The 26,172-nt window shown below is 43.3% G+C and carries 26 protein-coding genes and 1 riboswitch; of the genes, 4 read left to right on the top strand and 22 right to left on the bottom strand.

Annotated elements, in window-relative coordinates:
* Position 1 precedes the first annotated feature (1 nt).
* From fliG to bioB, 11 genes are all read right to left on the bottom strand, one after another.
* The gene (fliG, locus tag JSY38_RS14200) at positions 2 to 1,015 is read right to left on the bottom strand and encodes a flagellar motor switch protein FliG (protein ID WP_114410404.1); all 1,014 of its coding nucleotides are present in this window, start codon (positions 1,013 to 1,015) and stop codon (positions 2 to 4) included.
* Positions 1,012 to 2,688, bottom strand: a complete 1,677-nt coding sequence (gene fliF, locus JSY38_RS14195) for a flagellar basal-body MS-ring/collar protein FliF (protein WP_114410405.1) — start codon at positions 2,686 to 2,688, stop codon at positions 1,012 to 1,014. Before fliF ends, fliG begins: the two co-directional genes overlap by 4 nt.
* 27 nt (positions 2,689 to 2,715) lie before the next feature.
* A complete protein-coding gene (gene fliE, locus JSY38_RS14190; RefSeq protein ID WP_205113737.1) occupies positions 2,716 to 3,078 on the bottom strand; it encodes a flagellar hook-basal body complex protein FliE in 363 nt (120 codons plus the stop codon).
* A gap of 67 nt (positions 3,079 to 3,145) precedes the next feature.
* Positions 3,146 to 4,492: a sigma-54-dependent transcriptional regulator gene (locus JSY38_RS14185; RefSeq protein ID WP_205113735.1), complete on the bottom strand. Its 1,347-nt coding sequence runs from the start codon at positions 4,490 to 4,492 to the stop codon at positions 3,146 to 3,148.
* 1 nt (position 4,493) lies between these two features.
* Positions 4,494 to 5,648 carry a sensor histidine kinase gene (locus JSY38_RS14180; protein ID WP_205113733.1) on the bottom strand — a complete coding sequence of 385 codons (1,155 nt, stop codon included), beginning with the start codon at positions 5,646 to 5,648 and terminating at the stop codon, positions 4,494 to 4,496.
* Complete coding sequence (locus JSY38_RS14175) at positions 5,648 to 6,118, bottom strand: helix-turn-helix domain-containing protein (protein ID WP_114410409.1); 471 nt, start codon at positions 6,116 to 6,118, stop codon at positions 5,648 to 5,650. Before JSY38_RS14175 ends, JSY38_RS14180 begins: the two co-directional genes overlap by 1 nt.
* A 103-nt stretch (positions 6,119 to 6,221) precedes the next feature.
* Positions 6,222 to 6,899 (bottom strand): dethiobiotin synthase, encoded by a 678-nt coding sequence (gene bioD / locus JSY38_RS14170; RefSeq protein WP_114410410.1) that lies wholly within the window; start codon positions 6,897 to 6,899, stop codon positions 6,222 to 6,224.
* A 3-nt stretch (positions 6,900 to 6,902) separates the two neighbouring features.
* Positions 6,903 to 7,721: a malonyl-ACP O-methyltransferase BioC gene (gene bioC, locus JSY38_RS14165; RefSeq protein ID WP_114410411.1), complete on the bottom strand. Its 819-nt coding sequence runs from the start codon at positions 7,719 to 7,721 to the stop codon at positions 6,903 to 6,905.
* On the bottom strand, positions 7,705 to 8,508 hold the full coding sequence (locus JSY38_RS14160) for an alpha/beta fold hydrolase (RefSeq protein WP_114410412.1): 804 nt from the start codon (positions 8,506 to 8,508) through the stop codon (positions 7,705 to 7,707). The genes bioC and JSY38_RS14160 overlap by 17 nt, the downstream gene beginning before the upstream one ends.
* A gap of 12 nt (positions 8,509 to 8,520) precedes the next feature.
* On the bottom strand, positions 8,521 to 9,732 hold the full coding sequence (gene bioF, locus JSY38_RS14155; RefSeq protein ID WP_205113732.1) for an 8-amino-7-oxononanoate synthase: 1,212 nt from the start codon (positions 9,730 to 9,732) through the stop codon (positions 8,521 to 8,523).
* Positions 9,716 to 10,783 carry a biotin synthase BioB gene (gene bioB / locus JSY38_RS14150; protein WP_205113730.1) on the bottom strand — a complete coding sequence of 356 codons (1,068 nt, stop codon included), beginning with the start codon at positions 10,781 to 10,783 and terminating at the stop codon, positions 9,716 to 9,718. Before bioB ends, bioF begins: the two co-directional genes overlap by 17 nt.
* A gap of 38 nt (positions 10,784 to 10,821) precedes the next feature.
* Here bioB and JSY38_RS14145 point away from each other — a divergent pair, with 38 nt between their 5' ends.
* Positions 10,822 to 11,592 carry a ComF family protein gene (locus JSY38_RS14145; RefSeq protein ID WP_205113728.1) on the top strand — a complete coding sequence of 257 codons (771 nt, stop codon included), beginning with the start codon at positions 10,822 to 10,824 and terminating at the stop codon, positions 11,590 to 11,592.
* Between the two features lie 53 nt (positions 11,593 to 11,645).
* Positions 11,646 to 12,932, top strand: coding sequence for an adenosylmethionine--8-amino-7-oxononanoate transaminase (gene bioA / locus JSY38_RS14140; protein WP_114410416.1), 1,287 nt, complete (start codon positions 11,646 to 11,648; stop codon positions 12,930 to 12,932).
* Positions 12,933 to 13,022: 90 nt separating this feature from the next.
* Here the strand turns inward: bioA and JSY38_RS14135 are convergent, their stop codons facing one another.
* The 6 genes from JSY38_RS14135 to rpsF all read right to left on the bottom strand — a co-directional run bounded on the left by JSY38_RS14135 (position 13,023) and on the right by rpsF (position 18,201).
* Positions 13,023 to 14,585, bottom strand: coding sequence for a methyl-accepting chemotaxis protein (locus JSY38_RS14135; protein WP_205113726.1), 1,563 nt, complete (start codon positions 14,583 to 14,585; stop codon positions 13,023 to 13,025).
* 92 nt (positions 14,586 to 14,677) lie between these two features.
* The gene (dnaB, locus tag JSY38_RS14130) at positions 14,678 to 16,054 is read right to left on the bottom strand and encodes a replicative DNA helicase (protein ID WP_114410418.1); all 1,377 of its coding nucleotides are present in this window, start codon (positions 16,052 to 16,054) and stop codon (positions 14,678 to 14,680) included.
* Between the two features lie 140 nt (positions 16,055 to 16,194).
* Entirely contained in the window at positions 16,195 to 16,638 is a 444-nt protein-coding gene (gene rplI / locus JSY38_RS14125) for a 50S ribosomal protein L9 (protein WP_114410419.1), read from the bottom strand.
* A gap of 22 nt (positions 16,639 to 16,660) precedes the next feature.
* Complete coding sequence (locus tag JSY38_RS14120; RefSeq protein WP_205113725.1) at positions 16,661 to 17,521, bottom strand: hypothetical protein; 861 nt, start codon at positions 17,519 to 17,521, stop codon at positions 16,661 to 16,663.
* A gap of 21 nt (positions 17,522 to 17,542) precedes the next feature.
* Positions 17,543 to 17,773, bottom strand: a complete 231-nt coding sequence (rpsR, locus tag JSY38_RS14115) for a 30S ribosomal protein S18 (protein ID WP_013662377.1) — start codon at positions 17,771 to 17,773, stop codon at positions 17,543 to 17,545.
* A 23-nt stretch (positions 17,774 to 17,796) separates the two neighbouring features.
* Positions 17,797 to 18,201, bottom strand: a complete 405-nt coding sequence (gene rpsF, locus JSY38_RS14110) for a 30S ribosomal protein S6 (RefSeq protein WP_114410421.1) — start codon at positions 18,199 to 18,201, stop codon at positions 17,797 to 17,799.
* Between the two features lie 266 nt (positions 18,202 to 18,467).
* On the opposite strand from rpsF, the gene JSY38_RS14105 reads away from it, so the two are divergent.
* Positions 18,468 to 19,196 (top strand): MipA/OmpV family protein, encoded by a 729-nt coding sequence (locus JSY38_RS14105; protein WP_239543979.1) that lies wholly within the window; start codon positions 18,468 to 18,470, stop codon positions 19,194 to 19,196.
* A gap of 58 nt (positions 19,197 to 19,254) precedes the next feature.
* Positions 19,255 to 20,151: a DMT family transporter gene (locus JSY38_RS14100; RefSeq protein ID WP_114410423.1), complete on the top strand. Its 897-nt coding sequence runs from the start codon at positions 19,255 to 19,257 to the stop codon at positions 20,149 to 20,151.
* A gap of 306 nt (positions 20,152 to 20,457) precedes the next feature.
* Here JSY38_RS14100 and JSY38_RS14095 read toward each other — a convergent pair whose 3' ends face one another.
* The 5 genes from JSY38_RS14095 to JSY38_RS14075 form a co-directional block, all read right to left on the bottom strand.
* Positions 20,458 to 21,285, bottom strand: coding sequence for a DMT family transporter (locus tag JSY38_RS14095; protein WP_239543978.1), 828 nt, complete (start codon positions 21,283 to 21,285; stop codon positions 20,458 to 20,460).
* Between the two features lie 121 nt (positions 21,286 to 21,406).
* Positions 21,407 to 22,114 (bottom strand): thiamine ABC transporter ATP-binding protein, encoded by a 708-nt coding sequence (locus tag JSY38_RS14090; RefSeq protein ID WP_205113719.1) that lies wholly within the window; start codon positions 22,112 to 22,114, stop codon positions 21,407 to 21,409.
* On the bottom strand, positions 22,101 to 23,696 hold the full coding sequence (gene thiP, locus JSY38_RS14085) for a thiamine/thiamine pyrophosphate ABC transporter permease (RefSeq protein WP_239543977.1): 1,596 nt from the start codon (positions 23,694 to 23,696) through the stop codon (positions 22,101 to 22,103). The genes JSY38_RS14090 and thiP overlap by 14 nt, the downstream gene beginning before the upstream one ends.
* An 11-nt stretch (positions 23,697 to 23,707) precedes the next feature.
* Positions 23,708 to 24,721 (bottom strand): thiamine ABC transporter substrate binding subunit, encoded by a 1,014-nt coding sequence (gene thiB / locus JSY38_RS14080; protein WP_239543976.1) that lies wholly within the window; start codon positions 24,719 to 24,721, stop codon positions 23,708 to 23,710.
* Between the two features lie 81 nt (positions 24,722 to 24,802).
* A riboswitch (TPP riboswitch) is annotated at positions 24,803 to 24,922 on the bottom strand.
* A gap of 21 nt (positions 24,923 to 24,943) precedes the next feature.
* On the bottom strand, positions 24,944 to 26,170 hold the full coding sequence (locus JSY38_RS14075; protein ID WP_205113717.1) for a 3-deoxy-D-manno-octulosonic acid transferase: 1,227 nt from the start codon (positions 26,168 to 26,170) through the stop codon (positions 24,944 to 24,946).
* Positions 26,171 to 26,172: the final 2 nt, after the last annotated feature.

Below are 26,172 nucleotides of genomic sequence, written 5' to 3'. Positions count from 1 at the left end.
ACTAAACCATCTGCTCACCGCCGCCACCGAGAACAATTTCTCCGTTATCAGCAAGGCGTCTGGCAACAGCCAATATTTCTTTTTGTGCAACTTCCACTTCACTTACACGCACAGGACCTTTCGCTTCCAAATCATCTTTAAGCATGTCGGCAGCACGTGAAGACATGTTCTTGAAAATCTTATCTTGCATATCTGGATCCGCGCCTTTCAAGGCAAGAATCAAGGTTTCAGACTCAACTTCACGAAGAATGATTTGAATTCCTCGATCATCTACATCCATCAGGTTATCAAATACAAACATCAAATCCTGAATAGTGTTAGCAAGATCCTCATCAACATCGCGGATAGATTCCATCAATTCAGACTCAACAGAACTATCAATAAAGTTCATTATATTGGCTGCCGTACGAATACCGCCAATTGTTGTAGACTGTGTAGAGTTATTGCCAGAGAACTGGCGCTCAAGAATGTTGTTTAACTCTTGTAGAGCTGCTGGCTGAACTGTTTCTAAGGCAGCCACGCGTAATACGATGTCCAAGCGCACTCGCTCATCAAAGTTAGCAAGGATATCAGCCGCCTGATCTGGATCTAGGTAAGAAATAACAATAGCTTGGATCTGAGGGTGCTCATAACGGATAACGTCAGCAACCGCTCGAGATTCCATCCATTTGAGGGTATCAAGGCCCGTTGTATTGCCACCCAATAAAATTCGATCAATCAAGCTGCCGGCTTTTTCTTCACCCAACGCCTCTCTTAGCATGTTACGAATATAACCATCCGCACCAAGGCCTAAGCCGGTTTGATCTCCAACTAACACCAAGAAATCATCCAATACTTTTTCAACCTGGTGTCGCTGAATATTAGATAGCTGAGCCATGGTTTGGCCAATGCGCTGAACCTCTTTAGGCCCCATGTGTTTCAATATTTGGGCAGCGTCAGATTCGCCCAGCGACATAAGTAGCACCGCGGCTTTTTGAACTGAACTTAATTCTGCACCTTGGCCAATATCACTCATTTGCTTTCCATTACCCATTGTTTAACGACTTGAGCGACACGCTCTGGCTCTTCGGCGATTAATCCACGAATAGCATTTAGCTGTCGGTCAATTTTTTCTGGTGATCCAGGAACTAATATATCTTCTGCACTTACTAACGAAACCTGATCATCTGAGATTTCATCTGTTTCATCTGAGAAAATAGCCGCTTCTGTGTCATCTGTCACTGCAATCTTATTCTGATCGCTGAGTGTTTTAAGAATAGGTCGAACAACCACAAGCAATAATATCAGTACAAACATACCAACCAAGGTTGGCTGAATTAGGTTCAAGAACCACGCCTGCTGATAGAAAGGCACCTCAACCATAGGCTCTTCTGGATCTGGTAAAGCAAATGGGGAGTTAATAACGCTCACACTGTCACCACGAGACGGGTCATAACCGACTGCATCACGCACTAAGAGTGTTAACCGACCAAGCTCATCATCATTCCATGGTGTTCTTACAATCGCGGCGGTATCAGGGTTTAAACTCATCAAATCATCAACAACAACCGCAACCGACAAACGCCTAACCATACCCTGTTGCCGCTTTGTATAGCTGATACTACGATCCAATTCAAAGTTTCGCGTTGTTTCTTCACGAGATTGTCCATTTGCACCCGATGAACCACCACCTATTGGCGCACCGTTTTCATCGACCGCTTCAGGAGCCGTCACCGCACCCGGCGGCTGATTGGTCAAAGCACCAGGAATACCACCAGCATTTGCACCTGCACTTCGGTTTTCTCGTAATGTTTGCTCACTTCTTAATGCCAATAAATCAGGGTTATATTGTTCATCTGTTTTTTCAACAGCGGTAAAATCAACGTCAGCAGACACTTCTGCTTTGAAGCGCCCCTGGCCCACAACTGGCCCGAGAATATTATTTACTCGCTGCAATAGCACATCTTCTACTTTACGAGCGTAATCAAACTGTTTTCCAGCAACAGAAAGTTCAGAATCAGAATCTTTCTCTGTTAATAAAGTGCCGCGTTGGTCCACTACAGTGACATCTTTATCGCTTAACTGAGAAATACTAGAAGCAACTAAGTTAACAATCGCTTCGACTTGACTCCTATCCAAACGCCTTCCAGGATAAAGCTCCAAAAACACCGACGCGGATGGTTTTCGTGTATCTCGAACAAATACGGATTCTTTCGGTATTGCCAAATGTACTCTGGCACTTTTAATACTTTGTAAGCTTGATATGGTTCGACTTAACTCACCTTCTAAACCGCGGCGATAACGCGTCGTTTCTACAAATTGAGATGTGCCAAGCCCTTGCTCTTGGTCCATTATTTCCATACCAACAATGTTGTCGGAAACAATACCAGAACCAGCTAACTTCAGACGAGCCTGATGGTAAAAATCAGACTCAACAAGCAAAGCACCTGTGTTTTGGTCTAATTTGAAAGGGATGTTATTTACACTGAGGATTTCAACGATCTGATCTGCATTGTAATCTGTGATACTACTTAATACTGGTTTGTAATCTGGGCCATTGCTCCATAAGACAGCCGCTAAACCAATAGCGATAGAGGCAGCCAAGCCAACCATTAAGGCAAGCTGACGTATAACCGTTAACTTATTAAAGCCGGTAACTAACTCTAGATAGAGCTTTTGCTCCGATTGTTCTGCAGGGATATTATCCATTAAAAAGCGCCAAGCGGTTTATTATGCCTAAATTGGCATATTCATGATTTTTTCATACGCGTCTACAAGTTTATTACGCACCTGCGTCATTGCTTCAAATGACACACTCGACTTTTGCAGACCTATCATGACTTGAGGCAAATCAACCCCTTCATCACCGCGCTCATAGGATTGGGCTAACTGAGTCGATTCTTTTTGCAAAGTATTTACGTTATTGACCGCATTTTTCAGCATTTCTGCAAAATCAGCTCGCTCAACAGTCTGCCCGCTGTCACTTTCTCCACCTATTTTGGTGATATTAGACACAGAAGAGCCAGGCGCTTGAACTTGCGACTGCATTTCTCTCATTTGAGACAACACCTGATTAATGTCTGGTCGACCAGTAATCATGTTTTTTCACCTAAAAAATCACATTTGTACAGCTTAGCATAAAGCTAATTAAAACAAGATACAAAAATCAATCTACATCTATGCCACTTTCACGCATTTTAGCAATTTTGTAACGCAATGTTCTTGGACTAATTCCCAATGTATCTGCAACCACTTTGCGCTTTCCGTTTGCGTCAATCAGAGCTTGGGCAATAATTCGGAATTCATGCTGCTGAACACCCTTGCCTAAAATGGAAGCAGCACTGTCTTCATCAATAACTGTCTCTGTCGCTACTGGCGTTAAACTCATCATATCAAAAGCAATATGATCTTCATTAATTTGCGCATTTGGACTTAATATTAGGGCGCGTTGAATCACATTATCCAGCTCACGTACATTCCCAGGCCAAGGATGTGATTCTAATTTGCTCTGAGCTGACGGTTTTAACGTCGCGCCAGCAATACGCATTTTCGTAGCATGTTTCGCCAGTAAATGCTGAGCAATAGGCAAGATGTCCCCCTTGCGTTCGCGAATTGGCTGCCAACGTAACGGAAATACATTCAAGCGATAATATAAATCTTCTCTAAAGCCACCTTCCCGCACATAATCTGCAAGATCTCGGTTTGTTGTAGCAATAATTCGAACATCCAAGGGAATCGACTTTTTACCACCAAGGCGTTCTACTTCTTGCTCCTGCAGCACTCGTAATAATTTCGCCTGCAAGCCAACATCCATCTCAGTAATTTCATCTAGCAACAGTGTACCGCCATTGGCTTGTTCAAATTTACCAGCTTGAGATGATACAGCTCCTGTATAAGCCCCCTTTTCATAACCAAACAATATAGCTTCTAACATATTCTCAGGGATGGCCGCACAGTTAATCGCCACAAAAGGCGCATTAGGTCGACTTGAATTTTGATGAATATAGTGAGCAAGCACCTCTTTACCAGTACCACTTTCACCACAAATCAGTACTGTCGAATCAGTGACAGCAACACGCTTTGCTAATTCAAGCAAAGCAATACTTGATGGATCTTTGGCGATAGGTTGAAGACTAACTGAAGGCGCAGCTTTTACAGTGTATTTAGCAATCGCATTTAATAGCTCTTCTTCTTGAAAGGGTTTAAGTAAATAGTCAACCGCACCATCACGCATAGCCTCTACAGCGTGAGCAATATCACCATATGCAGTCATCAACATAATAGGTAATTCAGGGTAAGTATCTATGACATGGTGAAGCAATCCATAACCGTCCATTCCAGGCAGGTTAACGTCAGAAACCACCATATCAAACAGAGTATGTTTAAGTGCGATAATCGCCTCTTCAGCGCTGTAGACAATTTTACACTGATAACTTGCCAACATCAGCGTATCTTCTAGCGCTTCAGCAAGCCCCTTGTCATCCTCTACAATCAATAACTTAACATCAGACATTTCATACCCTTACAAGAGGCAACGTAAAACTGGCGGTCGTTCCAGTGCCTTCTATACTGTCTATTTCAAATTGCCCATGATGAGCCCGAGCAATAGCCTTAACCACCATCAAACCCAATCCTGTTCCATGCTGCTTTGTGGTCACAAAACCTTCCTGAACATGCTCCAGTTGCGCTTTCGACATTCCAACACCACTGTCTTTAAACATGAGTGTCACAAAACCATGGCTATTACGCCAATGTAATTCCACTAAGCCACCTTCAGGCTGTGCATCCACCGCATTATTCACAAGGTTTAATAAAGCCCCCAATAATGTTTCTTTATTACACTGAATACAATCCGTCGCCGAAAATTCGGCTCCTTCAGCGTCAAATTTCATGTTTCTTTGATCACAAATTTCTTTGCTTTGCGCTGTGAGCTCTTTTATAAAAGCCGTCACACTGACTGTTTCATCCAGTTTTATTTCACTACGAGAAAAAATCAACATGTCACGTATTTGCTTTTCGATATTAGCTAGCCTATCTGCTAACTTGTTCGCAAAAGTCTGCCGCATAACAGGAGCAAGATCAGGTTTTTGTAAGTGCCCAGCATATAACGTAGCGGATGAAAGAGGGGTTCGAATTTGGTGCGCTAAAGCCGCCACCATTTTCCCCATGTTGGACAAACGTTCATGATGACTCAGCTTTTTTTGCAACAAATATGCTTCGGTCAAATCAACCAAAATAACCAGCTGCCCAGGTACATTACCTAAAGAAGCCGTTTCTACGCGTACTCGTCGCCCTGAAACCATACTAACATCATGGCCATCATCTTTTTGTGGGCGAAAACTAAGAGGAACAATACTCCCCCACGCTTGTCCAACCAAAGGTAAATTAAATAAGCGATCCGCGACAGGGTTGGCCATTACAACCACTCCCTCTTCATTCAATAATAGAACTCCAACCGGCATAGATTCAAACAACTGTTGAAACTGCAATACCAACACTCTGTTTTTATCTTGTTCTTGGCGCTTATCTTCTTCAAGTTTTTCTAATTGGTCATACAATCGAGCAACTTCATGCTGAAGATCTACATAAGACTTTGCCAATACATCAGAAGATTCGGAGAAGGCTTTAAACGCGGTTTTTAACTCCGCTATTTCTTCATCTTTTGTCACTAAAACTCCGACTTATCAATATTATAGCGACGCATTTTCTCAATCAGTGTGGTGCGCTGTATTTGTAAGTTTTGCGCAGCTTTAGACACAACACCTTGAGTAGATACTAAAGCTTGGCGAATAAGAAGCGCCTCAAGATGGCGAACATGCAAGTTTAAATTTACACCTGAGGCCTGAGGAAAAGTGTGTAACTGCTTAATTTCTTTCAAAACAAGAGAAAGAGACTGAGAACGCCAAGGCAAAGGACAAAACCACACATTAAAATCACCAATGCTTTTCATCATCGGGCGAAGTGAGATTAATGGCACCATTTCATCAAGTTCAAAAGAGTCTACCGCCTTACCCAACACAACAAAATCGGGCAAAGAAAGCGAAGCCAAAGACGTGCTATATTCGATTCCAATAAAGGTCAAAATGCTGGACACACTCGACGCTTCTTCATCGTCCAATCCACACAACCAAGCCTTCACAACATCACCTCAATCTAAATAAACAAACAACCATCATTACTATAATGCGTTGATTTTACTCACTTTCAAGAGTGACATGCCACCTAATAACGCAAATATGCCATTATAATGCCGAAAGTAACTCATCAAACACCTTGGCAACATCCTCATCATTTTTACACCAAGGCAAGGCTCCTAACAATGGGGCTGACAACATAGAAGACAAAGTAGCAACATTTTCATCATAACAAGACATTATTTCTGGTCCAGTATTGGCAATCCAACCAGCAAGAGTCAAGCCATCGCGAGCAATCGCTTCAGCGGTTAATAGTGCATGATTCAAACAACCTAGCTTCATATTAACAACTAAAATGATTGGAAAATCTAATGTTTTAGCCACATCAGATAACATCTCTCTATCGTTTAATGGCACTCGCCAACCACCAGCCCCCTCAACTAGCGCTAATTCATGTGGTGTTAACAAAGCCCCTTTTATATAACCCTCTAAACGAGAAGCGGTAACAAGGCGACCCTCTTTCATTGCCGCGACATGAGGTGCAACAGCCTCCTCAAGGACAACAGGGTTTACTTGCTCATAAGCCAATTTAACGCTACTCGCATGCTGTATAAGCAAAGCATCATCATTGCGTAAATTACCATCAACCCGATCTGCACCCGCTGCAATCGGCTTAAGCCCGATAGATTTCAAGCCAGCGCGTTTAGCTGCTTTTAACAACCCCACTGTGACATAAGTTTTGCCGGCATCTGTATCGACCCCCGTGACAAAAAAACGTTTCTTCACTCACTACTCCTGAATACCAAAAGGCCGTTGAGCCACAACAAATGAAACTTGATAACTTAATGGAATACCCAACTCATGCCGTTGCTTTTCATACTCATACAAAAAGGCTTTCCACTTACTTGGCGACATTGCCTTTTCGCCATCAGAGGCAATCAGACTCGCCCCTACTTTTTTCAATGAATAAATAGCGCTTTCTGGCGTATCGAACCACATAGGGATATCAGATAACAAAGAGGAAGAAAGGTTCAAGCCAGAACTTTTAATACAATCCATAAGTGTTTCTGGTGCCATATACTGATGCACATGATCTTCATTATCCAAACCAAGCCACGCTTGGCTAATCTCCGGCATAGAACCTTGCGATAGAGTCGAGAAAAGCACATAACCACCCGGTTTGGTAATACGATAAAGCTCTTTAAATAAATCCAAAGGATTAAGGCACCACTGAATAGCAAGGCTTGAAAAAACCAAATCACACAGCTTATCCCGAAGAGGTAATCTTTCAGCATCAGCGCAAACATAGTAGGTATTTGACAAAAAAGAATAACGTTCACTTGCCACTGTTAGCATCTGCGGAGACAAATCAAGCGCAATATTACAAGCGGTATTTAGTTGTTCAGATAAAACACCTAGCGCTTGACCTGTTCCCGTCCCAAGATCTAATACGACATCAGCCTGGTTTAAAGGCAGCATCGCCAACAGACGATCTAAGACAATTTTCTGGAAGTCAGCATAAGAATCATAGGTTCGAGAAGCTCGATCAAAGCGCTTAGCCAGTTGTCGTTTATAGCTAAGCGCGGATATATCAGGAGTTATTAGCATCGATAAAGTTTTCTACGTGACGCACACAAGCCTCTTCATCTTCCAAAAAAGGCTGATGTGCACAGTTTGACAGTACAACACATTGCTGCAAAGGATTCACATCAGTTTGTTGCTCTAATGATTTACTAGAAACCAACGCATCCTTGCCGCCCAATATATGTAAATTAGGAAGATCCAAAAGAGACCATTCGCGACGCACATCCAAAGAGCGCAACAACCTAAGACCGCCAATCAAAGCGGGACGATTCAGTGTTTTTATCGGCAACAAGACCTGTAACTGCTTAACCAAGGCTCGTTCGTTCTCTGCACCTTTCGCCTGTAACATGACAAAGCGCTTAAGCCCTTCTTCTGGCGACTGTTCAACCAAGCCAGCAAAGGCGTCAAAATCCTCAACAGGCATTGCGCTTTCCCAACCTTCTCGTTTAACAAAGCTCGGGGAAGCCGACAAGGTAATTAAACCAAGCACACAACTCGAACGACGAGCCGCCACATAAGCAGACACCATGCCACCCAATGACCAACCAATCCACCAAGCTTCATTTGGAGCAGCATCTATTAACTGCTCAGATAAGGCATCAATATCGTAATTTGGCCCGATGCGAGAACGGGAAATCCATTGCTCATCAAGAGAAATGCTAGGCAAGTTTGCCACCACGACATAAAACCGCTCACTTAGACGCAAAGCAAAAGAGCGCATAACCTCTTTTGGCATAGCCCAACCTGAAACCATAAAAATAGCCTGGTTAGACGCGTTTCCAAAAGATTCTGTTTCAATACGTACTCGCATGCTGTCCCTCTATTACATTGGATTTAAACGTTTTGCGCTTAAAAGTTTTGCTGTTAAAACTTTTTCGAGTGAATCGCATAATAACATTAAATCTTCATCAGAGTGGGCGGCACTTAAGGTAATTCTTAAACGAGCACTGCCTACCGGTACAGTAGGTGGGCGAATCGCAGTACACCAGATTCCAAGCGTTTTTAATTGCTCGCTAATGGCAATCGCAGTCTTGCTATCACCAATCACAACCGGCTGGATCGCGGTATTTGAGGGTATTAGCTCAACAGGCAATGACTGCATCCTTTGACGGAAGTAGCTAATATGTCGAGCCAACTTTTCACGCCGTTCCTGACCTTCTACTGACTGAATAAGCTGCAACGAAGCCAAAGTGGCACCAGCAACTGCCGGTGACATTGCCGTAGTATAAACATAAGGACGTGCAAACTGCGTAAGGTAATCTGCATAATCATGGGAGGTCGCAACAAAAGCACCAGCCGTTCCAAATGCCTTACCAAATGTACCCACTAAGATAGGCAAGCTCGCAGAATCTAACCCTTCCAAGGACAAGCAGCCCCTGCCATTTTCACCCAGACACCCCAACCCATGAGCATCATCGACCATGAACATCCAATCATACTGATTAGCCAATTGGGACAACTCAGCCAAGGGAGCAATATCACCATCCATGCTGAAAACACCATCGGTAACCAACAACCCTGCCGCCGAAGACTTAGTAAGCAATTTCTGCACACTCGCTACATCGCCATGCAAATAACGGCGTAAAGGCGCTTGTGCTAATAGAGCGCCATCAATCAAAGAGGCATGATTCAGTTTATCCTGCACAACAGGGCGATTTTTATCTGCAAGTGCAGAAATCACACCAAGGTTCGCCATATAACCTGTACTAAATAGCATAACTCGCTCGTAGCCTAGCCAGTCCGCCAAGGCTTCTTCAAGCGCTTGATGGGGAGCTAAATGCCCACACACCAAATGAGACGAGCCACCACCCACCCCATAGGTTTCAGCCGTATCATTCATCGCTTTGATCAACGAGGGATGATTAGCCAACCCCAGGTAATCGTTCGAGCAAAACGCGGTGTAATCTTGCGAAGCTATTTGAGCATGTGGAACTTGCGGGCTTTCCAATGTAATGGTACGGCGCATTAAGTTCTGTTGGTGGCGCTCTTCAAGCGCCGCCAATACCCAATCCGGCGTTTTAGACGCTGGCTTCATAAAACAACTTAGACTCTTCTTGTTTTACCGCCTGCGCTGCAATGGCTTCAGCCACAGCCTCATCTGAATGCTCTTCACGTTTTTCAGGGTTAATACCCAAATTAGCAAACAACGCCATATCTTTATCGGCTTCAGGGTTACCCGTAGTCAGCAGTTTTTCACCATAGAAAATAGAGTTAGCGCCCGCCATGAAACACAAGGCTTGCGTTTGCTCATTCATGCCTTGGCGGCCAGCAGACAATCGAACATGAGATTTAGGCATTAGAATACGTGCCACAGCAATAGTACGAATAAATTCAAAGGTATCGAGATCATCAACATTTTCTAGCGGCGTCCCTTCTACTTTCACCAACATATTAATCGGCACACTTTCTGGATGCGGCGTCATTAGCGACAATTGACGCAGCAAACCCACACGATCCTTTTGCTCTTCGCCCATCCCCATAATGCCACCACAGCAAAGCTTAATACCGGAATCACGCACCCGAGACAGTGTATCCAAACGGTCTTGATAAGTGCGTGTGGTGATAATGCTGTCGTAGAATTCAGCAGAGGTATCCAGGTTATGATTATAATAATCCAAGCCAACATCAGACAGGCGCTGTGCCTGTTCATCGTTTAGCGTCCCAAGTGTGACGCAAGACTCTAGGCCTAACGACTTAACACCCTTGATCATTTCCAGAACATAGGGGAAATCTTTCTCGGAAGGATGCTTCCAAGCAGCCCCCATACAAAAACGGCTAGCGCCTTTTTCTTTTGCCAAAGCCGCTTCTTCTAGTACCTTTTTCACTTCCATTAACTTTTCTTTCTCAAGCTCTGTATTGTAATGACCACTCTGTGGGCAGTACTTACAGTCTTCCGGACAAGCACCAGTCTTGATCGATAAAAGCGTACTTACTTGCACTTCATTTGGCGTAAAATTTTCTCTATGGACCGTCTGAGCACGAAACATCAAATCCATGAAGGGCAAATCAAACAGAGCTTTTATTTCCGCATGCGTCCAATCAAAACGCGGAGCGCTCACAGTATTTGTAGACGTACTTAAAGACATAGTATCCTCGATCCATAAAAATTTATGGAGCAATACTAATGGACTGGAAAAAACTGTCAACCACAAAAATAACAGAGGTTTACAGGGGGTTGTTTTTTAACCGATGCTACATTTGCCACGCAAAAGCCAAAAACACCCTCTGCCAACACTGCAAACAAGGACTACCCACGAACCACACACACTGCCATCAGTGCAAACGCCCAACACATACCCACAACATTTTATGTGGTCAATGCCAAAGCAATCCGCCAGCGTACCAAGTATGTGTCGCCCCATATCAGTTTGAAGGCGTCATCAAAACCCTGATTCACGGCATAAAATTCAATCAAAGAAACCAGTATATTCGCCCACTAACATTCCTATTAAGTGAACAGCTTATAGAGTCATATTTAGACCAGAGTTGGCCCGAACAACTACTTTATGTACCAAGCCACCCAAGTCGAATCAAAGAACGTGGTTTTTGCCAAACTAAAGCCATGGCAACACAACTGACAAGAGAGCTCAAACAGCACTTGGGGGATAAATGCCCAAACCTACCAAAGAAAAACCCAATAAAAAAAATCAAAAACACCCAAGCTCAGCACTCATTAAGCCGAAAAGAGCGACTAAAAAGCCCTAAAAATAGTTATTTAATTACTCCTCCAACCGCTAAGCATATAGCTCTATTTGATGATGTCATGACCACAGGAAGCACCATAGAACATTGCACTAAATTATTACTAGCCGCGGGGGTTGAGCAGGTCGATATTTGGGTTATTGCCAGAACACCAGATAAAGAATACAAGCCACAAGCCAAACAAACAGTCTAGTCATTGCAGGCACCTTTGTTTACTATGCCCCCAACAAAGTAATGGTGAACGTCATGAAAACAGATCAAGAATACCTAGATTTAGACAAGCAACTTCTGTGGCACCCATACACATCGATGAGTAAACCCAGTCCGCATTTTCTTGTCGAAAAAGCTTTAGGCTGTGAAATAACACTCAATGATGGGCGAACGTTAATCGACGGCATGTCGTCATGGTGGAGTGTCATTCATGGCTACAACCACCCAACACTGAATGACGCAATACAAGAACAATTATCACAATTCTCTCACATCATGTTTGGTGGATTCACTCACAAACCTGCGATAGAGCTCGCAGAAAAACTCGTCGCGATAACACCCTCTGAACTGCAACGCGTTTTCTTCTCCGATTCAGGCTCGGTTTCTGTTGAAGTCGCTCTAAAAATGGCAATCCAGTACTGGAACACACAAAATAAACCTGACAAACAATTTTTTGTAACACCAAAAAGCGGCTATCATGGTGATACATTTGCCGCTATGTCAGTGTGTGATCCTGAAAATGGCATGCACAATTTATTCACTGGCGCGCTAACAAAGCAATTCTTTATATCACCACCACCAACTGGCTTGAATGAACCAATCCAAATAGAATATCTAACCGAAATCCGTAACACGTTTGAAGAAAACCATGAACGCATAGCGGGTTTTATTATCGAACCCGTTGTGCAAAATGCTGGCGGCATGCGCTTTTATAATCCTGAATATTTAAATCAGATTCGCGCACTTTGTGATGAGTTTGACATATTATTAATTTTCGATGAAATTGCCACAGGATTTGGCCGCACAGGCAAGCTTTTTGCTACTGACCACACCAATATCTGCCCAGATATCATGTGTGTTGGCAAGGCTCTAACAGGTGGTTACATGACACTAGCAGCCACACTAACCAATGACAAAGTAGCATTGGGGATCAGCGATAATAGCGGGGTTTTTATGCACGGCCCCACCTTTATGGGCAACCCTCTTGCCTGTGCCGCAGCCAATGCAAGCCTCTCACTGCTGAGTGAATACGATATTCCTGCACAAATCTCTCAGCTAGAAACTTGGATGGAAGAAGCGTTAAGCCCGTGCGAACAACTCGAACAAGTAAAAGAAATCCGCTGCCTTGGGGGCATAGGCGTTGTCGAGTTAAAAAATCCGGTTAACTTACATGAAATACAGCCAAAGTTCGTTGAACTAGGCGTATGGATACGACCTTTCGGCAAGCTCATTTACTTGATGCCACCTTACGTAATCAGTAAAGAGCAAATTAATCTTCTTGGTAAAGCCATTTATCACGTCGCTAGCGAACTCCCTGGCTAAACCAAATATAAATAGCTCACGACAAAAAAGGCCTTTGATAAATAACTATCAAAGGCCTTTAAAGTCAAACTTTCAAAATCGCATTATTCTTTACTGCTTCATTCGCTCGGCAAGATTCCCCTGCTCATAAGCCTCTTCTTCAATATGACTAATATTGATGACAATGTTTTCTGCTCGCTCAATACTATGAACACTTAATTGATCCACATCGTGCATCTTATCATTTAGATCTCTCGCAACACCTGCCTGCTCCTCAGAAGAAACATTAATTTGCGCAGTCATTTCAACAACCTGTTTTATAGCGGATTCTATATCACTCATTTTTTGAGCGACTTTATTCACACTATCAACCCCCTCTTGCGCCACAGCAGTCCCTTTATCTATGGTATTTGTCACATCTAGGGTATTTTTCTTCAATTCTTCCGTCATACTATTGATGTTTTGCGTGGCATTCTGAGTACGTATCGCTAATGCGCGAACCTCATCCGCAACAACAGCAAAGCCTCGACCCGCCTCACCCGCACGGGCCGACTCAATCGCCGCATTCAAGGCTAGCAAATTCGTCTGTTCTGCAATGTCACTGATAGAGTTAACCACTTCATTAATACTGTCGCTACGCTCAGCCAATATAGCGACAACTTTTTTGGCCTCAGAAACATCCTGATAAACCTGACGCATCGTCTCACCTGTTTGCTGAGCCAACAAACGACTTTCACGAGACAAGCCGCCAACCGACTCTGTCGCTTCAACCGCCACATGCACATGTTCCGCAACATGGGTGACACTAGCCAATAACTGAGAACTAGCAGCAACCACTTCCTGAAAAGTGTTGCGCTGCTTATTAAAATTAGCCAAATTCGTAGTGACACTTTCCTTAGCATCCGACGCTCTTTGACGAAGCTGCTGAGCACCTTCTTTTAAACGATAACGGAAGGTATTACCTGCGGCTTCTTGATGTATTTTAGCGAACTTAATTGCGGCTTTAATCCCAACAGTTTTACAGTATAAATACTGACCAATAGGATTATGAGCCTCAGACGATAAACCAGAAACCACCAACTTTAAAGACCGAGCCTGAAAATAGGTCAACCACATTCCTAACAACGCCAAAATAGGTGCTGCTACTTGTAAAGCCAATACATTAGACAATAAACCGGTAATCGCCAAAAAAAAGAAACAGGACATTAATGGCCAAGAAGCGTTGCTGAGATGTGCAGCTGCTTTTGTCACTGTCGGCAATAAAGCTTTACCCGCATTAATACGATCGTAAATAGACTGCGCATGCTGAATTTCGTCTCGCGTCGCCTTACGGCGCACTGATTCATAGCCGATGACTTTATTGCCATCTAGCAATGGACTCACATGAGCGCTGACCCAATAATGATCCCCATTTTCACAACGGTTTTTCACCAACCCCATCCAGCTCTTACCCTGTTTCAGGTTAGCCCACATATCAGCAAATACCGCAGGCGGAACATCTGGATGGCGAATAAGATTATGAGGAGAGCCAATTAAAGCTTCTCGATCATACCCAGCGATTTCACAAAAAACATCATTAACAAACGTAATGCGTCCTTTCACATCCGTACTGGAAACTAAAACATAGCTTTCAGGAAAATCATTTTCTTTATTGGTTACTGGCATCTTTCGCATAGACAACTCTCGATATTTTTTATATTAGTTATTTTTATCACGTATGCTGGACTGTTACTAACTGTAATCTTCCCTAAAAATACGACACAGACTTATTCATCATCAAAATCGCGATAAGCATCCGGGGCCAAATCTTCAAAGCGCGTGTATTTGCCCACAAACGCCAATCGACAAGTACCAATAGGACCATTACGCTGCTTACCAATAATAATCTCAGCAATCCCCTTGTGAGGAGTATCTTCATGATAAACCTCATCCCGATAAACAAAAGAAATCACATCGGCATCCTGCTCGATCGCTCCAGATTCACGCAAATCCGAGTTAACTGGGCGTTTATTCGGTCGGTTTTCCAAACTACGGTTAAGCTGAGAAAGAGCAACCATAGGACAATCCATTTCTTTTGCTATGGCTTTAAGAGATCGAGAAATTTCGGAAATCTCATTGGTACGACCTTCGGTAAAACCAGGAATTTGCATCAACTGAAGGTAATCGACCATGATCATAGCGACACCACCATGCTCACGAGCAATACGACGCACGCGAGAACGCATTTCAGTTGGACTGATACCACCCGTATCATCAATAAATAGCTTGCGATCCTTGAGCATTTTCACCGCAGACATTAATTTATCCCAGTCTTCTTGCACTAATTGCCCAGAACGCATACGAGTCTGATCAATTCGGCCAAGCGAAGAAAGCATACGCATCATCAGTGATTCCGCGGGCATCTCCAAACTGAAGACAATAACAGGCTTATCACTGATCATGGCGGCATTTTCAACCAAATTCATTGCAAACGTTGTCTTACCCATGGACGGACGACCCGCCACAATAACCAAATCTGCAGGCTGCAACCCCGCCGTCATCGCATCTAAATCAGTAAAACCCGTACTCAAACCCGTAATTGCACCATCTTGATGGTAGAGCTCATCGATTTTATCGACTGTCGCACTAAGAATATCTGCGGCAATTCTTGGTCCGCCCTTCTTCTCTCCACCTTCTGCAATTTGAAATATTTTTCGTTCAGCCTCATCCAACACTTCGGCCGCAGTCATGCCTTCTGGGTGAAATGCTCTAGCAGAAATATCATTTGTTGTCGAAATAAGGCGACGCAAAACAGAGCGCTCGCGGACAATGTCGGCATAAGCCGCAATATTTGAGGTACTTGGTGTCGCTTCAGCTATCTCAATAAGATAGGACATTCCACCAATAGACTCTAAATCACCACGCTTATCTAAACGTTCGCCAATAGTAACAACATCAATTGGTTCTGATTCATCCGCCAAACGAGCAATAACGGCAAATATGGACTTATGTTCTGGTCGATAAAAATCATCCGCTATAACAAGCTCAGATACTTTCTCCCAAGCTTGCGGGTCTAGCATCAGCCCACCAACAACTGAACGCTCAGCCTCAATGGAATACGGTGGTAATTTTATAGAAGCGACTTCGGAATCATTTAGTTGCACGTAAAATACTCATACAAAACAGAAAAAAACAGGGGGTTAGCTTAGCACGACCGAAAAAAAAGGGCATCTTGCAATAGCAAGATCCCCTTCTCTTATTTAAGAAAGGCTAACGCCTTCCTTAAGTAATTTGTCTAAGCAAATTACTCAGCGATTACTTCTAAAGTAACAACAACAATCACGTCAGAGTGAAGTTGAATATCTACTTCGAAAGAACCTGTGTGACGAATCGCGCCTTCAGGAAGACGAATTTCAGCTTTCTCTACAGCTACTTGTGTAGAAATTGCATCAGCGATATCACGAGTACCGATAGAACCGAAAAGCTTACCTTCATCACCAGCATTTGCAGCGATAGTAAAAGTTTTGCCCTCTAGCGTTAGTGCACGAGCTTCAGCTGCTGCTTTACGCTCCGCTGCTTTCGCTTCAAGTTCAACACGACGCTCTTCAAAGCTAGCCAAGTTAGCTTTAGTAGCCATTACAGCTTTTTTGTTCGGAATCAAAAAGTTACGAGCATAGCCTGGTTTAACAACTGCAACGTCACCAATACCGCCTAGCTTGTTTACTTTGTCGAGTAGAATAACTTCCATCTCGATCACCTCTAATTAATCATTAGCTATCACTTGAGTTGGACGCCTTATCTCGGATTCTAGAACGAATATCAACAAAACTATCAATCACACATAGTGCAACGAGAATGTTTGCAAAATACACATTCAAAACAAAGAATCCCACAAGATAAAATGCGATCAGTCCAACAATCCCAATTTCTTTCTTTGCCAAAACACCATGTACTAGAGCAAGCCCCGGCAATATTAGAGCAGGTATAGCGGCTTGGGATAAAATACTGAATGAACCACCTAAGCTTTCGCCTATTAGAATCATTCCCCCCAATACCAAACTAAACACTACTGGTAATCTTAATTGATGAAACTCAGTACGTAATCCGCCTGGATTATAGAGCCCTGCCTGCCACTTTCTCGCTAAAAACAAAGAGAGAATGGCAATGACCACTTGGAAGATGGATATTGCCATCACCGCCTGGTTAAAAATCAAATTTCTATCAGGAATTTCAGCGCCCTCATTTGACAGAACCTTCTGAACCAAGGTTACCGCTAGATTCAGAACATCCGCCATTAAAAGCGGCTGAAGCAACGTACTAATAACCGCCAGAAAACTGCCGACTAATAACACCCAACTCCACGATGTTATTACTCTAAGTAAATAGCTTAACAACATCACATCAATTAACACCATGAGAGCCGTAGCATCTCCCTGGAGCGTCCAAAGCACAAGTGCTGGCAGACAACCCCAAGCTAATACTGGTATTCCTTCTTTTACACCTTTGCGAAGCACCACCAATCCTAAGATTGCAGCGGCTAACCAAAACATCATAGGTATTAGACCAAACACCATCACACCAATAATGGCATTCAAGCGTTTTTTCATAACCCATTTAGCTAAACCACTCATAAAAGCGCTTCTTTCAGCCTATTAATTAAAGTGGCTGTCAGTGTAAGGAAGTAAAGCAATGTAGCGAGCGCGTTTGATTGCAGTCGCTAGCTGACGCTGGTAACGAGCCTTAGTGCCAGTAATACGGCTAGGTACGATTTTACCAGTTTCAGTGATGTAACCTTTCAGTGTGTCTAGATCTTTGTAATCGATCTCTTTAACGCCTTCTGCAGTGAAACGGCAGAACTTACGACGACGGAAAAAACGAGCCATGAGTGTCTCCTAATAAAAATAGATTAATCTTCAGATTCTTCAGAAACTTCTTCAGAATTGTCGTTGTTACGCTCTTCACGCTGAGGAGCAGAACGACGATCTTCACGACCTTCAGAAGCTTTAATAGGAGATACGTCAGTTACCGCATCTTTACGACGAATCACCAAGTTACGGATGATGGCATCGTTGTAGCGGAAAGTGTCGTTTAATTCAGACAAAACACTGTCAGAACACTCAATGTTCATAAGAACATAGTGTGCTTTGTGAATTTTGTTAATTGGGTAAGCTAGTTGACGACGACCCCAATCTTCTAGACGGTGAACTTGACCACCATCTTCTGTGATTAGGTTAGTGTAACGCTCAACCATTGCTGGTACTTGTTCGCTTTGATCTGGGTGAACCAGAAAGACGATTTCATAATGACGCATTTAAGCTCTCCTTATGGGTTCTTAGTCTCCACGCTCCCCCTGTTAAAAAGCTGTGAGACAAGGAGTATTGATTTACAGGGACGCGCATTATATAGCACCAATGGACAATAAGTAAACGAATTCAAGCAAAGTAATGCGAGCACCTTCCACTTTCATACCAATCAAGAATTAATAGAACTTAATATCATACTGGTTATTTTACAGGCCTTACTAAACACAATAGAATCATTCACTCCTTACACTGACGCTATCTAAAGAATATGGATATGATGAGAAAAGCATTTTGGGTATTACTACTGTCAATATCGCCTATAGTTCATGCCAATGGCAGTTTAGGAGTAATTGGCGCCAAGTCTGAATCTGTATACAAAGAAACGAGTAGCCGCTCAGCATCCTTGCCAAACATAGGCTATGAAGGCGAGCATTTTTACCTTCAATTACCAGAGTTAGGGTATCGTTTCTTGCCAAGACAATCGTTACAAAACTTTGCCGTAGGAATATCTTATGAAGGATTAAGCTTTGATCCTGATGACTCAAGTAATGCAACTATCCAATTACTTGATGAGAGAGACCCAAGCATTATGGCTTTTGCCAGCTACCGCTTAGGAATCTTTTCAACAAAAGTTGCACAAGATATAAGTGGTAAACACGACGGTTATTACGCTCAGGTAGGGTTAGGTTATCCAATCCCTATAGGTACATGGAAAATAATACCATCGTTTTCATATCGCCATATGGACAATAAAATGAGCAACCATTTATTTGGTATTTCTAGAAGTGAGTCTATCCGAACTGGGGGCGCTATTGCCGACTATGACTCAGGTGCTATTTCTCAAATAAGATATGGGGTCAGAGCTATTTACCCTATTACATCCAATGCGAATCTTATATTAGGCATTAGCCAAACCAAATTTGATGATGATATTTTGAAAAGCCCTATCGTAGAAGACAACACAGTTAACGCTGCTTCACTGGGTTTTATCTTTTCATTTTAATCGATGCAACTTAGCTATCGCATTACATTCAGACTATTACTTTCGGAACAGATAGACCATGAGTAAACTTTCTCACAATGCTCAAGCCATGATTTTTGGGCTAGGTGCCGTGTTGCTTTGGTCGACTGTTGCGACTGCATTCTCCATATCACTAAGGCACTTCTCTCCCACCCAGCTACTGCTGGTTGCAAATGTCGTTTCACTATTTTTTCTAGCTTCACTTCTGGTGATTAAAGGAGAATTTGGCTCTCTGATGTCATACGCCAAACAATCATGGAAATCGTCTTTATTTTTTGGGGCCATTAACCCTTTTCTTTATTACCTAATATTGCTCCAAGCTTACAACACACTTCCGGCCCAAGAGGCTCAAGTAATTAATTACACTTGGGCTATAACTCTCAGTTTTATGGCAGTCCCCATTCTTAAACAGCGACTAAAAACTGCTGATTATATGGCGGCTGCCGCATGCTATTTTGGAGTACTATATATTGCAACACGTGGGCAAATAGGTTCTTTAGAGTTTTCTAACGCCTCTGGTGTCTCCTTCGCCCTTGTAAGCACAATTATTTGGGCGCTATATTGGCTTTTAAACACCAAGGATAAACGACCAAGTTTGGTTGGACTCACTCTTAACTTTGTTTTCGCATTGCCATTAATATTCATTTATGCAGCGTTAACAGGAGAACTAACCCATTGGGATAATAACGGCTTATGGGGAGCTATTTACATAGGTTTATTTGAGATGGGATTGAGTTTTGTATTATGGAATAAGGCCCTAAAGCTCACCTCAAACGCCAGCCAAGTAGCTAACTTAATCTTTCTATCACCATTATTATCTATTGTCTGGCTCTCACAATTTGCTGGAGAGCCCATTTTGCACTCTACGTTGGTTGGATTGGCCTGCATCCTAATCGGCCTTTTTATACAAAATTGGGCAAAAAGAAAAACAAAATAACAAAGCAAAGCAAAGCAAAGCAAAGGACATGTTATTCCTCCGTTTATTTATTGCTAGCTATTCTTTTCAAGTCGGGCAGCAAAACATCTTGGATTCAAAATGCAGGGACATTAATCTCAACTTTCGACGCCATCACTGTTGTAAGCCCCGGCAGCCTGGACATCTTTTTACACCTTGACTTCTCTCAAAGTGATATATTCCGTAATGATTATACAGTAGCTAAAGGAAATGCCGTTAATCGGCTTCTATGTCTACACTGTACTCATAGTGGGCTTCATTACTCCACAAGAATCACCAACAAAAAAACTACCCCCTATCACGCGCCATTCGGGTACTAATTAAAATACTTGAGAAAATAAATAACATTCCAAGAATGGCGTAAATATCTGGCACATGCTCCCAAACGGCCCACCCCCAAAAGCCACTAAAGACAACACCAACATAACTCACTGGTGACACTATACTGGCTGGTGCATAAGTGTAAGCCAGATTATAAAGATACATTCCAACGTATAGTGTAATAGTAACCACTGCAACCAGAGGCCATACATCAATAGGCAGAACGACAGAATCCCCTTGGATAAACACCAAGGGAAGAGACAACGCTGTCGAGACAAAGAAATACACAAACAACGTCTCTTGGCCTGACACTTGCTGTGACAACATACGTGTCGTCACCATCGACAGCGCCAAGCCAATAGCTGAAATAAAGCCAACAATATGCCAAGGATTCAAATGATCTGGCGTTGGCTGAATAATAAACGACACACCAATAAAACCAACCACAAGTGGCACCCAACGGCTTTTCGGCACCCTTATTTTATGGAGAATTAAGACAACAAACGGCACACATAAGGGCGCGCAGGTTCTAAGCAAAGACGCCTCTACTAAAGGAATATGATTTAAGGACCAGTAATAGCAAAGAAAGCCAATGAAACCACCAAAGCTACGCAGGAAATGAATTTTCCAAACTGAAAATGGGCGCTTTTGCCAACGGCCTCGCATTTGTGGCAATAAAATTAAGGCACAAAACAAGCTTTGCCAGAAAACCAGTGTTGATACCGCAATCATGGTTTGTGCCTGCTTGGCTGCCAACGCAGTAATCGACATAACAAACGCATATGCAATTGTCATAGCAATCCCTTTTTTCAACAACTCATTGTTATCCAACACGTGGTCACTCTATATTTAAGAAAAGTAGAAGAAATATTTAACCTAACAAAACTAACTTATCGAGTTATTAAACATGACGATGCTAAATCTCTTCAGGACCAGAAACGCCAAAGTAACGAAAAAAAAGTGGATGAGGCTCAGCCTGGGACAATACCGATACGGACTCATGAGCCGTAACACAACCCCGCTCAATCAGAATGACACGTCCGCCAACCAAAGTCGCTTCCCTTGGTAAATGCGACACCAGCAAGGTCGTTAGCTCCAGCTCTTGGGTTACATCATTAACCAAGTGCAGCATTTCTTCACGCAATGCTGGATCCAGCGCACTAAAAGGTTCATCTAACAATAAGATCGGCTTTTTCCGAACCAGTGCTCGAGCAATAGCGACTCGCTGAGCTTGGCCGCCAGACAACGCCTGGGGAAAACGTTCGGCTTTATCAAGCAGCTGTGTTTTATCAAGTGCCCATTGGACTTTTTGCTTTTGCTCTTTACTCAAAGACAATGAAGGAGACAAGCCTATAGCAACATTTTGCCAGACAGTTAATTGAGGGAATAAATTATCACTTTGAAATAAGGTCGAAATCGGCCTTTCATAAGCAGGCAAAGAAAGAAGAGATGCCTCGTTGAAAGAAAGCACTCCTCGACCTGTTAAAAAGCCCCCCAGCAAATGTAGAAGTGTACTTTTCCCTTCGCCGCTACCACCAAGCAAAGTGGTGACACCGGGGAAAATATTCACACAGTAATTCGCATGAAAATTTTCCCAATCATATTGAAGATCAATCTTTAACACGAATAGTTACTCCACCAATAAAGCGAGACGAGCAATAAAACAGCATCAAGCACAAAGAGATCAATACCACAGCGACACAAGCTCCCTCTTCCAAACGATAAGAACCAATCAATTGAAACAAATACAAGGGTAAGGACACCAAACCCTGACTACCAAATAACGCAATAACTCCCATATCCCCCAAAGAAAGCAAAAGCGCGTAACCAAATGCCTGTGCAACACTTCTTCTAATAAGCGGCCATTCTAGGCGCCATCGGGCCCACGAATGAATGCCTAAACTCAAATAAATATTTCTAAAGCGTCGCTCCTGCTGGTACAGAACAGGCATAAGTGCCCGCAACACAAAAGGCAGAGCCATCACAGAGTTAACCCAAACAACAATCCAATAGCTCGACTGCAACCCGATACCAAGGTCTCGCAAAGTTAAAAACAACCCTGTGGCAATCACTAATCCTGGCACCATTAAAATCATATTACCTAAATGCTCTATTTTATTCGGCAAAAACGCCAAGTACTGACGAGCCATACAAAAACGCGCCAGCACCCCAAAACAAATACCCAGCAATAAACTCAACAACGCAGCAGGCAGCGCAATTTTCATAGAAACAAGCACAGCACCCCACAAGGCAGTCGACTGTAATGTGCTTAAAAAGACAGGTGAAAAAACAGGGTCAAAAATAGCCACAAAAGGTGGGATAACCAACAAAAGAGCACAGAGCATAGCAAGACCATCTGCCAATTTAGCTAAGATAGAATCTTTGAGAACATAACTTTTAACAGCTAACAGGCTCGCATCTTGGCGATTCACCGGGGCGAGCCTATAAACTACAACCGCAAATAAGGTACATATAAATACCTGCAACAGCGCCAAGAAACTGGCCTTATTGAGATCAAAATCAAAACGTAGCGCCTGATATATGGCCACTTCTAAAGTACTGAATTTTGGCCCGCCCCCCAGGCTCAACACCACAGCAAAGCTAGAAAAACACAACATAAAAATCAGCACAAACGCGCCTGGCAAGGCTTTCTTCATATAATGCCACTCGATCAATCGAAAGGCTGCCCAGCGAGAGAATCCCAGCTGCGAAGCCTGACGCCACTGCCCTGCTGGGATCAAATCATATCCCTGCAATAAAAGACGCACCGCCAATGGCATATTAAAGAACACATGAGCCAATAAAATCCCAACCAAGCCATATAAAGGAACTTGCACACCAAACATTTGACTCAGCCAACCAGTACGGCCATAAACTACCACCACCCCTAAAACAGCCACAATGGTTGGTACCACCATAGAAATTGAGAATAGCTGAAGAAGTGCTGATCGCCCATAAAATGAACGATGAATAAGGCAGGAAGCCACAGGTATGGCGATAAGTAAGCTGATACCACTACTCAGCAGAGCTTGCCATAAAGAAAAGCGAACCACTCGCCAAAGATAGGGCTGCTGCAGATAGCCAAGCCATGACGGCAGATCACTATAACGTAAAAGAGCCGCCAGACTGGCAGCCCCTACCAACAAGAAAATACCAACACCCATTAACGCTGGCGCGAGTCTTTTCGCCGTTCGTAAAAAGAGCAACTTAGTTCCTTCTATCGCGTCGTCGCATCCAACCACTCATCTACCCAAGCCTTACGGTTTTGCGCAACCTCAGTTGCAGGCAAAACTAAATTCTTAGCTGGCTTTAAAGCACTATCAAATGCTGATGGTAGTTTTTCATCCAGCTTAACAACAGGCAACATCCAATTCCCTGTCGCAACAGTCGATTGAAAACCGGGTTGCAAAATAAACTGCATAAAATGCTTAGCCAAATCAGGGTGAGGCGCGTCTTTCATCATTGCGGCAACTTCAATTTGTGGATAAAGGCCTTCACTAGCGGCGGCAGCTTTATACTTATTCTCACCTTCTGCCACAATATGATACGCAGGCGAAGTCGTATAACTCAATACAACATCTGCCTCGCCTTTTAAGAACAATCCGTAAGCATCAGACCAACCTTTCGTCACAGTAACAGTATGACTTGCTAAGCGCTCCCAGGCATCAGCTGCATCATTGCCATAGACAGACTTCATCCACAACAATAAACCCAAACCAGGCGTGCTGGTTCGCGGATCCTGATAAATGACTCGAAGGTCTTGATTGTCTACTACGTCTTTCAAACTACTCGGTGGATTAGAAAGCGTTTCAGAATTGTAAACAAAAGCAAAATGCCCTTGGTCAAATGGCACGAACGTTTTATCAGACCAGCCACCAGTAATAGTAACAGCCGACGTATCAACAGCATGGTTAACCAATAAGCCTGTCTGTTTTGCAGCTTCCATTAGGTTTAAGTCTAGTCCCAAAAGCACATCAGCTTGAGACGATTTACCTTCTAGTTGCACACGAGACAAAATACCAACCGAAGAGTCCAACGCGACGAAATTCACTTCACATGCACACTCTTTTTCAAAGTTCGCTTTTATCTTAGGACCCGGCCCCCAATCAGATGCGAATGAGTCATAGGTATAAACATTTAGAGTATCTGCCGCCAATGATACTGGCGCAATAACCATACTAAGACTAATGGCAGTCGTAGAAAAAAGAGAGGATAAAGAAAATGGTTTCAAAGTGTCGCTCCTAAAAAATAAGTGAGCGGCGTACAGGGGAAATGGCAAGAGTGATATTTGAACTACTACACATGCTGGTAGCTCAACTTGCTATCTCGATTCCTACGCCAGCATGATCTGGATCAGGTTCGGTGGGTTAGCGGTAAAACCGCTTCTCAGCTTTAACATTTATTAAATGCTAAAACACCCCATGAGATAATGGTCGCTATTGTAAAGAGTCGCTTAGCGGAAGTCTATTTCGCTAAGCACTCTCGTCACAGCGCCTTGATTTTTTTCGGCGAAACGTAATGCAGACTGGCCTAGTCGGAATCGTTGGGACGATTGCCCCGCAAGATCAATGACAACTTTCTCTAATTGCGTCTCGTCTTGGCAACGAATCGCGCCATTCACCTGTAAAAGCTGCTCTGTAATATCTAGAAAATTAAACGTATAAGGGCCAACTATAATCGCTTTACCAAGTAGAGCAGGCTCAATCGGATTATGGCCGCCTCGTTTAATCAAACTACCACCAACAAAGGCTATATCAGAGGCCTGATAGTAATACATCAACTCCCCCATAGAGTCGCCTATCACTACATCAAACTTATCCCATTGATCCAACTCTGTTTGACTTCGAAGCGCAACGCGCTCAAAAGACTGCATAGCTGACGCCTTGACCGCCTCAAAGCGCTCCGGATGACGGGGAACCAGTATTAACAATGCATCTGGATATTTTTGCTGTAACGACTTATGAATTCGCAACAGCATTTCATCTTCACCCTGATGTGTGCTTCCTCCCACCCAAACAAAACGAGGGCCAAGCTGGCTGCGCCAATTAGCCTGAAATACCTCTGGGGGAACAGCGAGATCAAACTTGATACTTCCTATGACCAGCACTCTCTTTGCCCCCATCGCTTCAAAGCGCGTAGCATCCGCTTGCGCATGAGCCAAAAAGCAGTCAGGTAAAGCAAACAATGGACGTGAAATAGTTGAGAACTTTTGATAACGCTGAAAAGAACGGTCACTCAAGCGAGCATTTAGCACGTCTATCCGTAACCCCCGTTGTTTTGAAAGCTGCAGTAAATTTGGCCAGAGCTCAGTTTCAACAATCAAAAGGTGTTTACAGGAAAGTTTTTTGAGCGCTCTTTTTACGCTAGAGCGCCAATCCATCGGCAAGTAGCGGTGCTCAGCAAATGGAAAAGTTTTCGCCACTTGCTCTGCACCAGTGGGCGTCATCGTCGTGATTAATAATCGATGCGTAGGAAACTTCTCTTGCCACTGAGTCACTAATGGCCGTACAGCCAAAACTTCCCCTACAGAAGCACAGTGAACCCACAAATCGGCCTCAACAGGTGACCAGAAACCAAACGCCTCTTTCGCCCTATAATTCACATAGTCTTTTTTAAACCGCCGAATTTTTAACAAAACAAGCGGCGTAAACAGACCAATTAGAATACGGTAAAGCCACATAA

It is taken from the genome of Marinomonas foliarum, from assembly GCF_016906065.1.
GTDB lineage: Bacteria > Pseudomonadota > Gammaproteobacteria > Pseudomonadales > Marinomonadaceae > Marinomonas > Marinomonas foliarum.
This window is presented reverse-complemented; position numbering and strand designations above follow the sequence as displayed.

Bases quoted from the DNA above. Each gene is read 5' to 3' on its own strand.
- fliG (WP_114410404.1), bottom strand. From the start codon at position 1,015: ATGAGTGATATTGGCCAAGGTGCAGAATTAAGTTCAGTTCAAAAAGCC.
- fliF (WP_114410405.1), bottom strand. From the start codon at position 2,688: ATGGATAATATCCCTGCAGAACAATCGGAGCAAAAGCTCTATCTAGAG.
- fliE (WP_205113737.1), bottom strand. From the start codon at position 3,078: ATGATTACTGGTCGACCAGACATTAATCAGGTGTTGTCTCAAATGAGA.
- JSY38_RS14185 (WP_205113735.1), bottom strand. From the start codon at position 4,492: ATGTCTGATGTTAAGTTATTGATTGTAGAGGATGACAAGGGGCTTGCT.
- bioC (WP_114410411.1), bottom strand. From the start codon at position 7,721: ATGCTAATAACTCCTGATATATCCGCGCTTAGCTATAAACGACAACTG.
- JSY38_RS14160 (WP_114410412.1), bottom strand. From the start codon at position 8,508: ATGCGAGTACGTATTGAAACAGAATCTTTTGGAAACGCGTCTAACCAG.
- bioF (WP_205113732.1), bottom strand. From the start codon at position 9,732: ATGAAGCCAGCGTCTAAAACGCCGGATTGGGTATTGGCGGCGCTTGAA.
- bioB (WP_205113730.1), bottom strand. From the start codon at position 10,783: ATGTCTTTAAGTACGTCTACAAATACTGTGAGCGCTCCGCGTTTTGAT.
- JSY38_RS14145 (WP_205113728.1), top strand. From the start codon at position 10,822: ATGGACTGGAAAAAACTGTCAACCACAAAAATAACAGAGGTTTACAGG.
- bioA (WP_114410416.1), top strand. From the start codon at position 11,646: ATGAAAACAGATCAAGAATACCTAGATTTAGACAAGCAACTTCTGTGG.
- JSY38_RS14135 (WP_205113726.1), bottom strand. From the start codon at position 14,585: ATGCGAAAGATGCCAGTAACCAATAAAGAAAATGATTTTCCTGAAAGC.
- rplI (WP_114410419.1), bottom strand. From the start codon at position 16,638: ATGGAAGTTATTCTACTCGACAAAGTAAACAAGCTAGGCGGTATTGGT.
- JSY38_RS14120 (WP_205113725.1), bottom strand. From the start codon at position 17,521: ATGAGTGGTTTAGCTAAATGGGTTATGAAAAAACGCTTGAATGCCATT.
- rpsR (WP_013662377.1), bottom strand. From the start codon at position 17,773: ATGGCTCGTTTTTTCCGTCGTCGTAAGTTCTGCCGTTTCACTGCAGAA.
- rpsF (WP_114410421.1), bottom strand. From the start codon at position 18,201: ATGCGTCATTATGAAATCGTCTTTCTGGTTCACCCAGATCAAAGCGAA.
- JSY38_RS14105 (WP_239543979.1), top strand. From the start codon at position 18,468: ATGATGAGAAAAGCATTTTGGGTATTACTACTGTCAATATCGCCTATA.
- JSY38_RS14100 (WP_114410423.1), top strand. From the start codon at position 19,255: ATGAGTAAACTTTCTCACAATGCTCAAGCCATGATTTTTGGGCTAGGT.
- JSY38_RS14095 (WP_239543978.1), bottom strand. From the start codon at position 21,285: ATGACAATTGCATATGCGTTTGTTATGTCGATTACTGCGTTGGCAGCC.
- JSY38_RS14075 (WP_205113717.1), bottom strand. From the start codon at position 26,170: ATGTGGCTTTACCGTATTCTAATTGGTCTGTTTACGCCGCTTGTTTTG.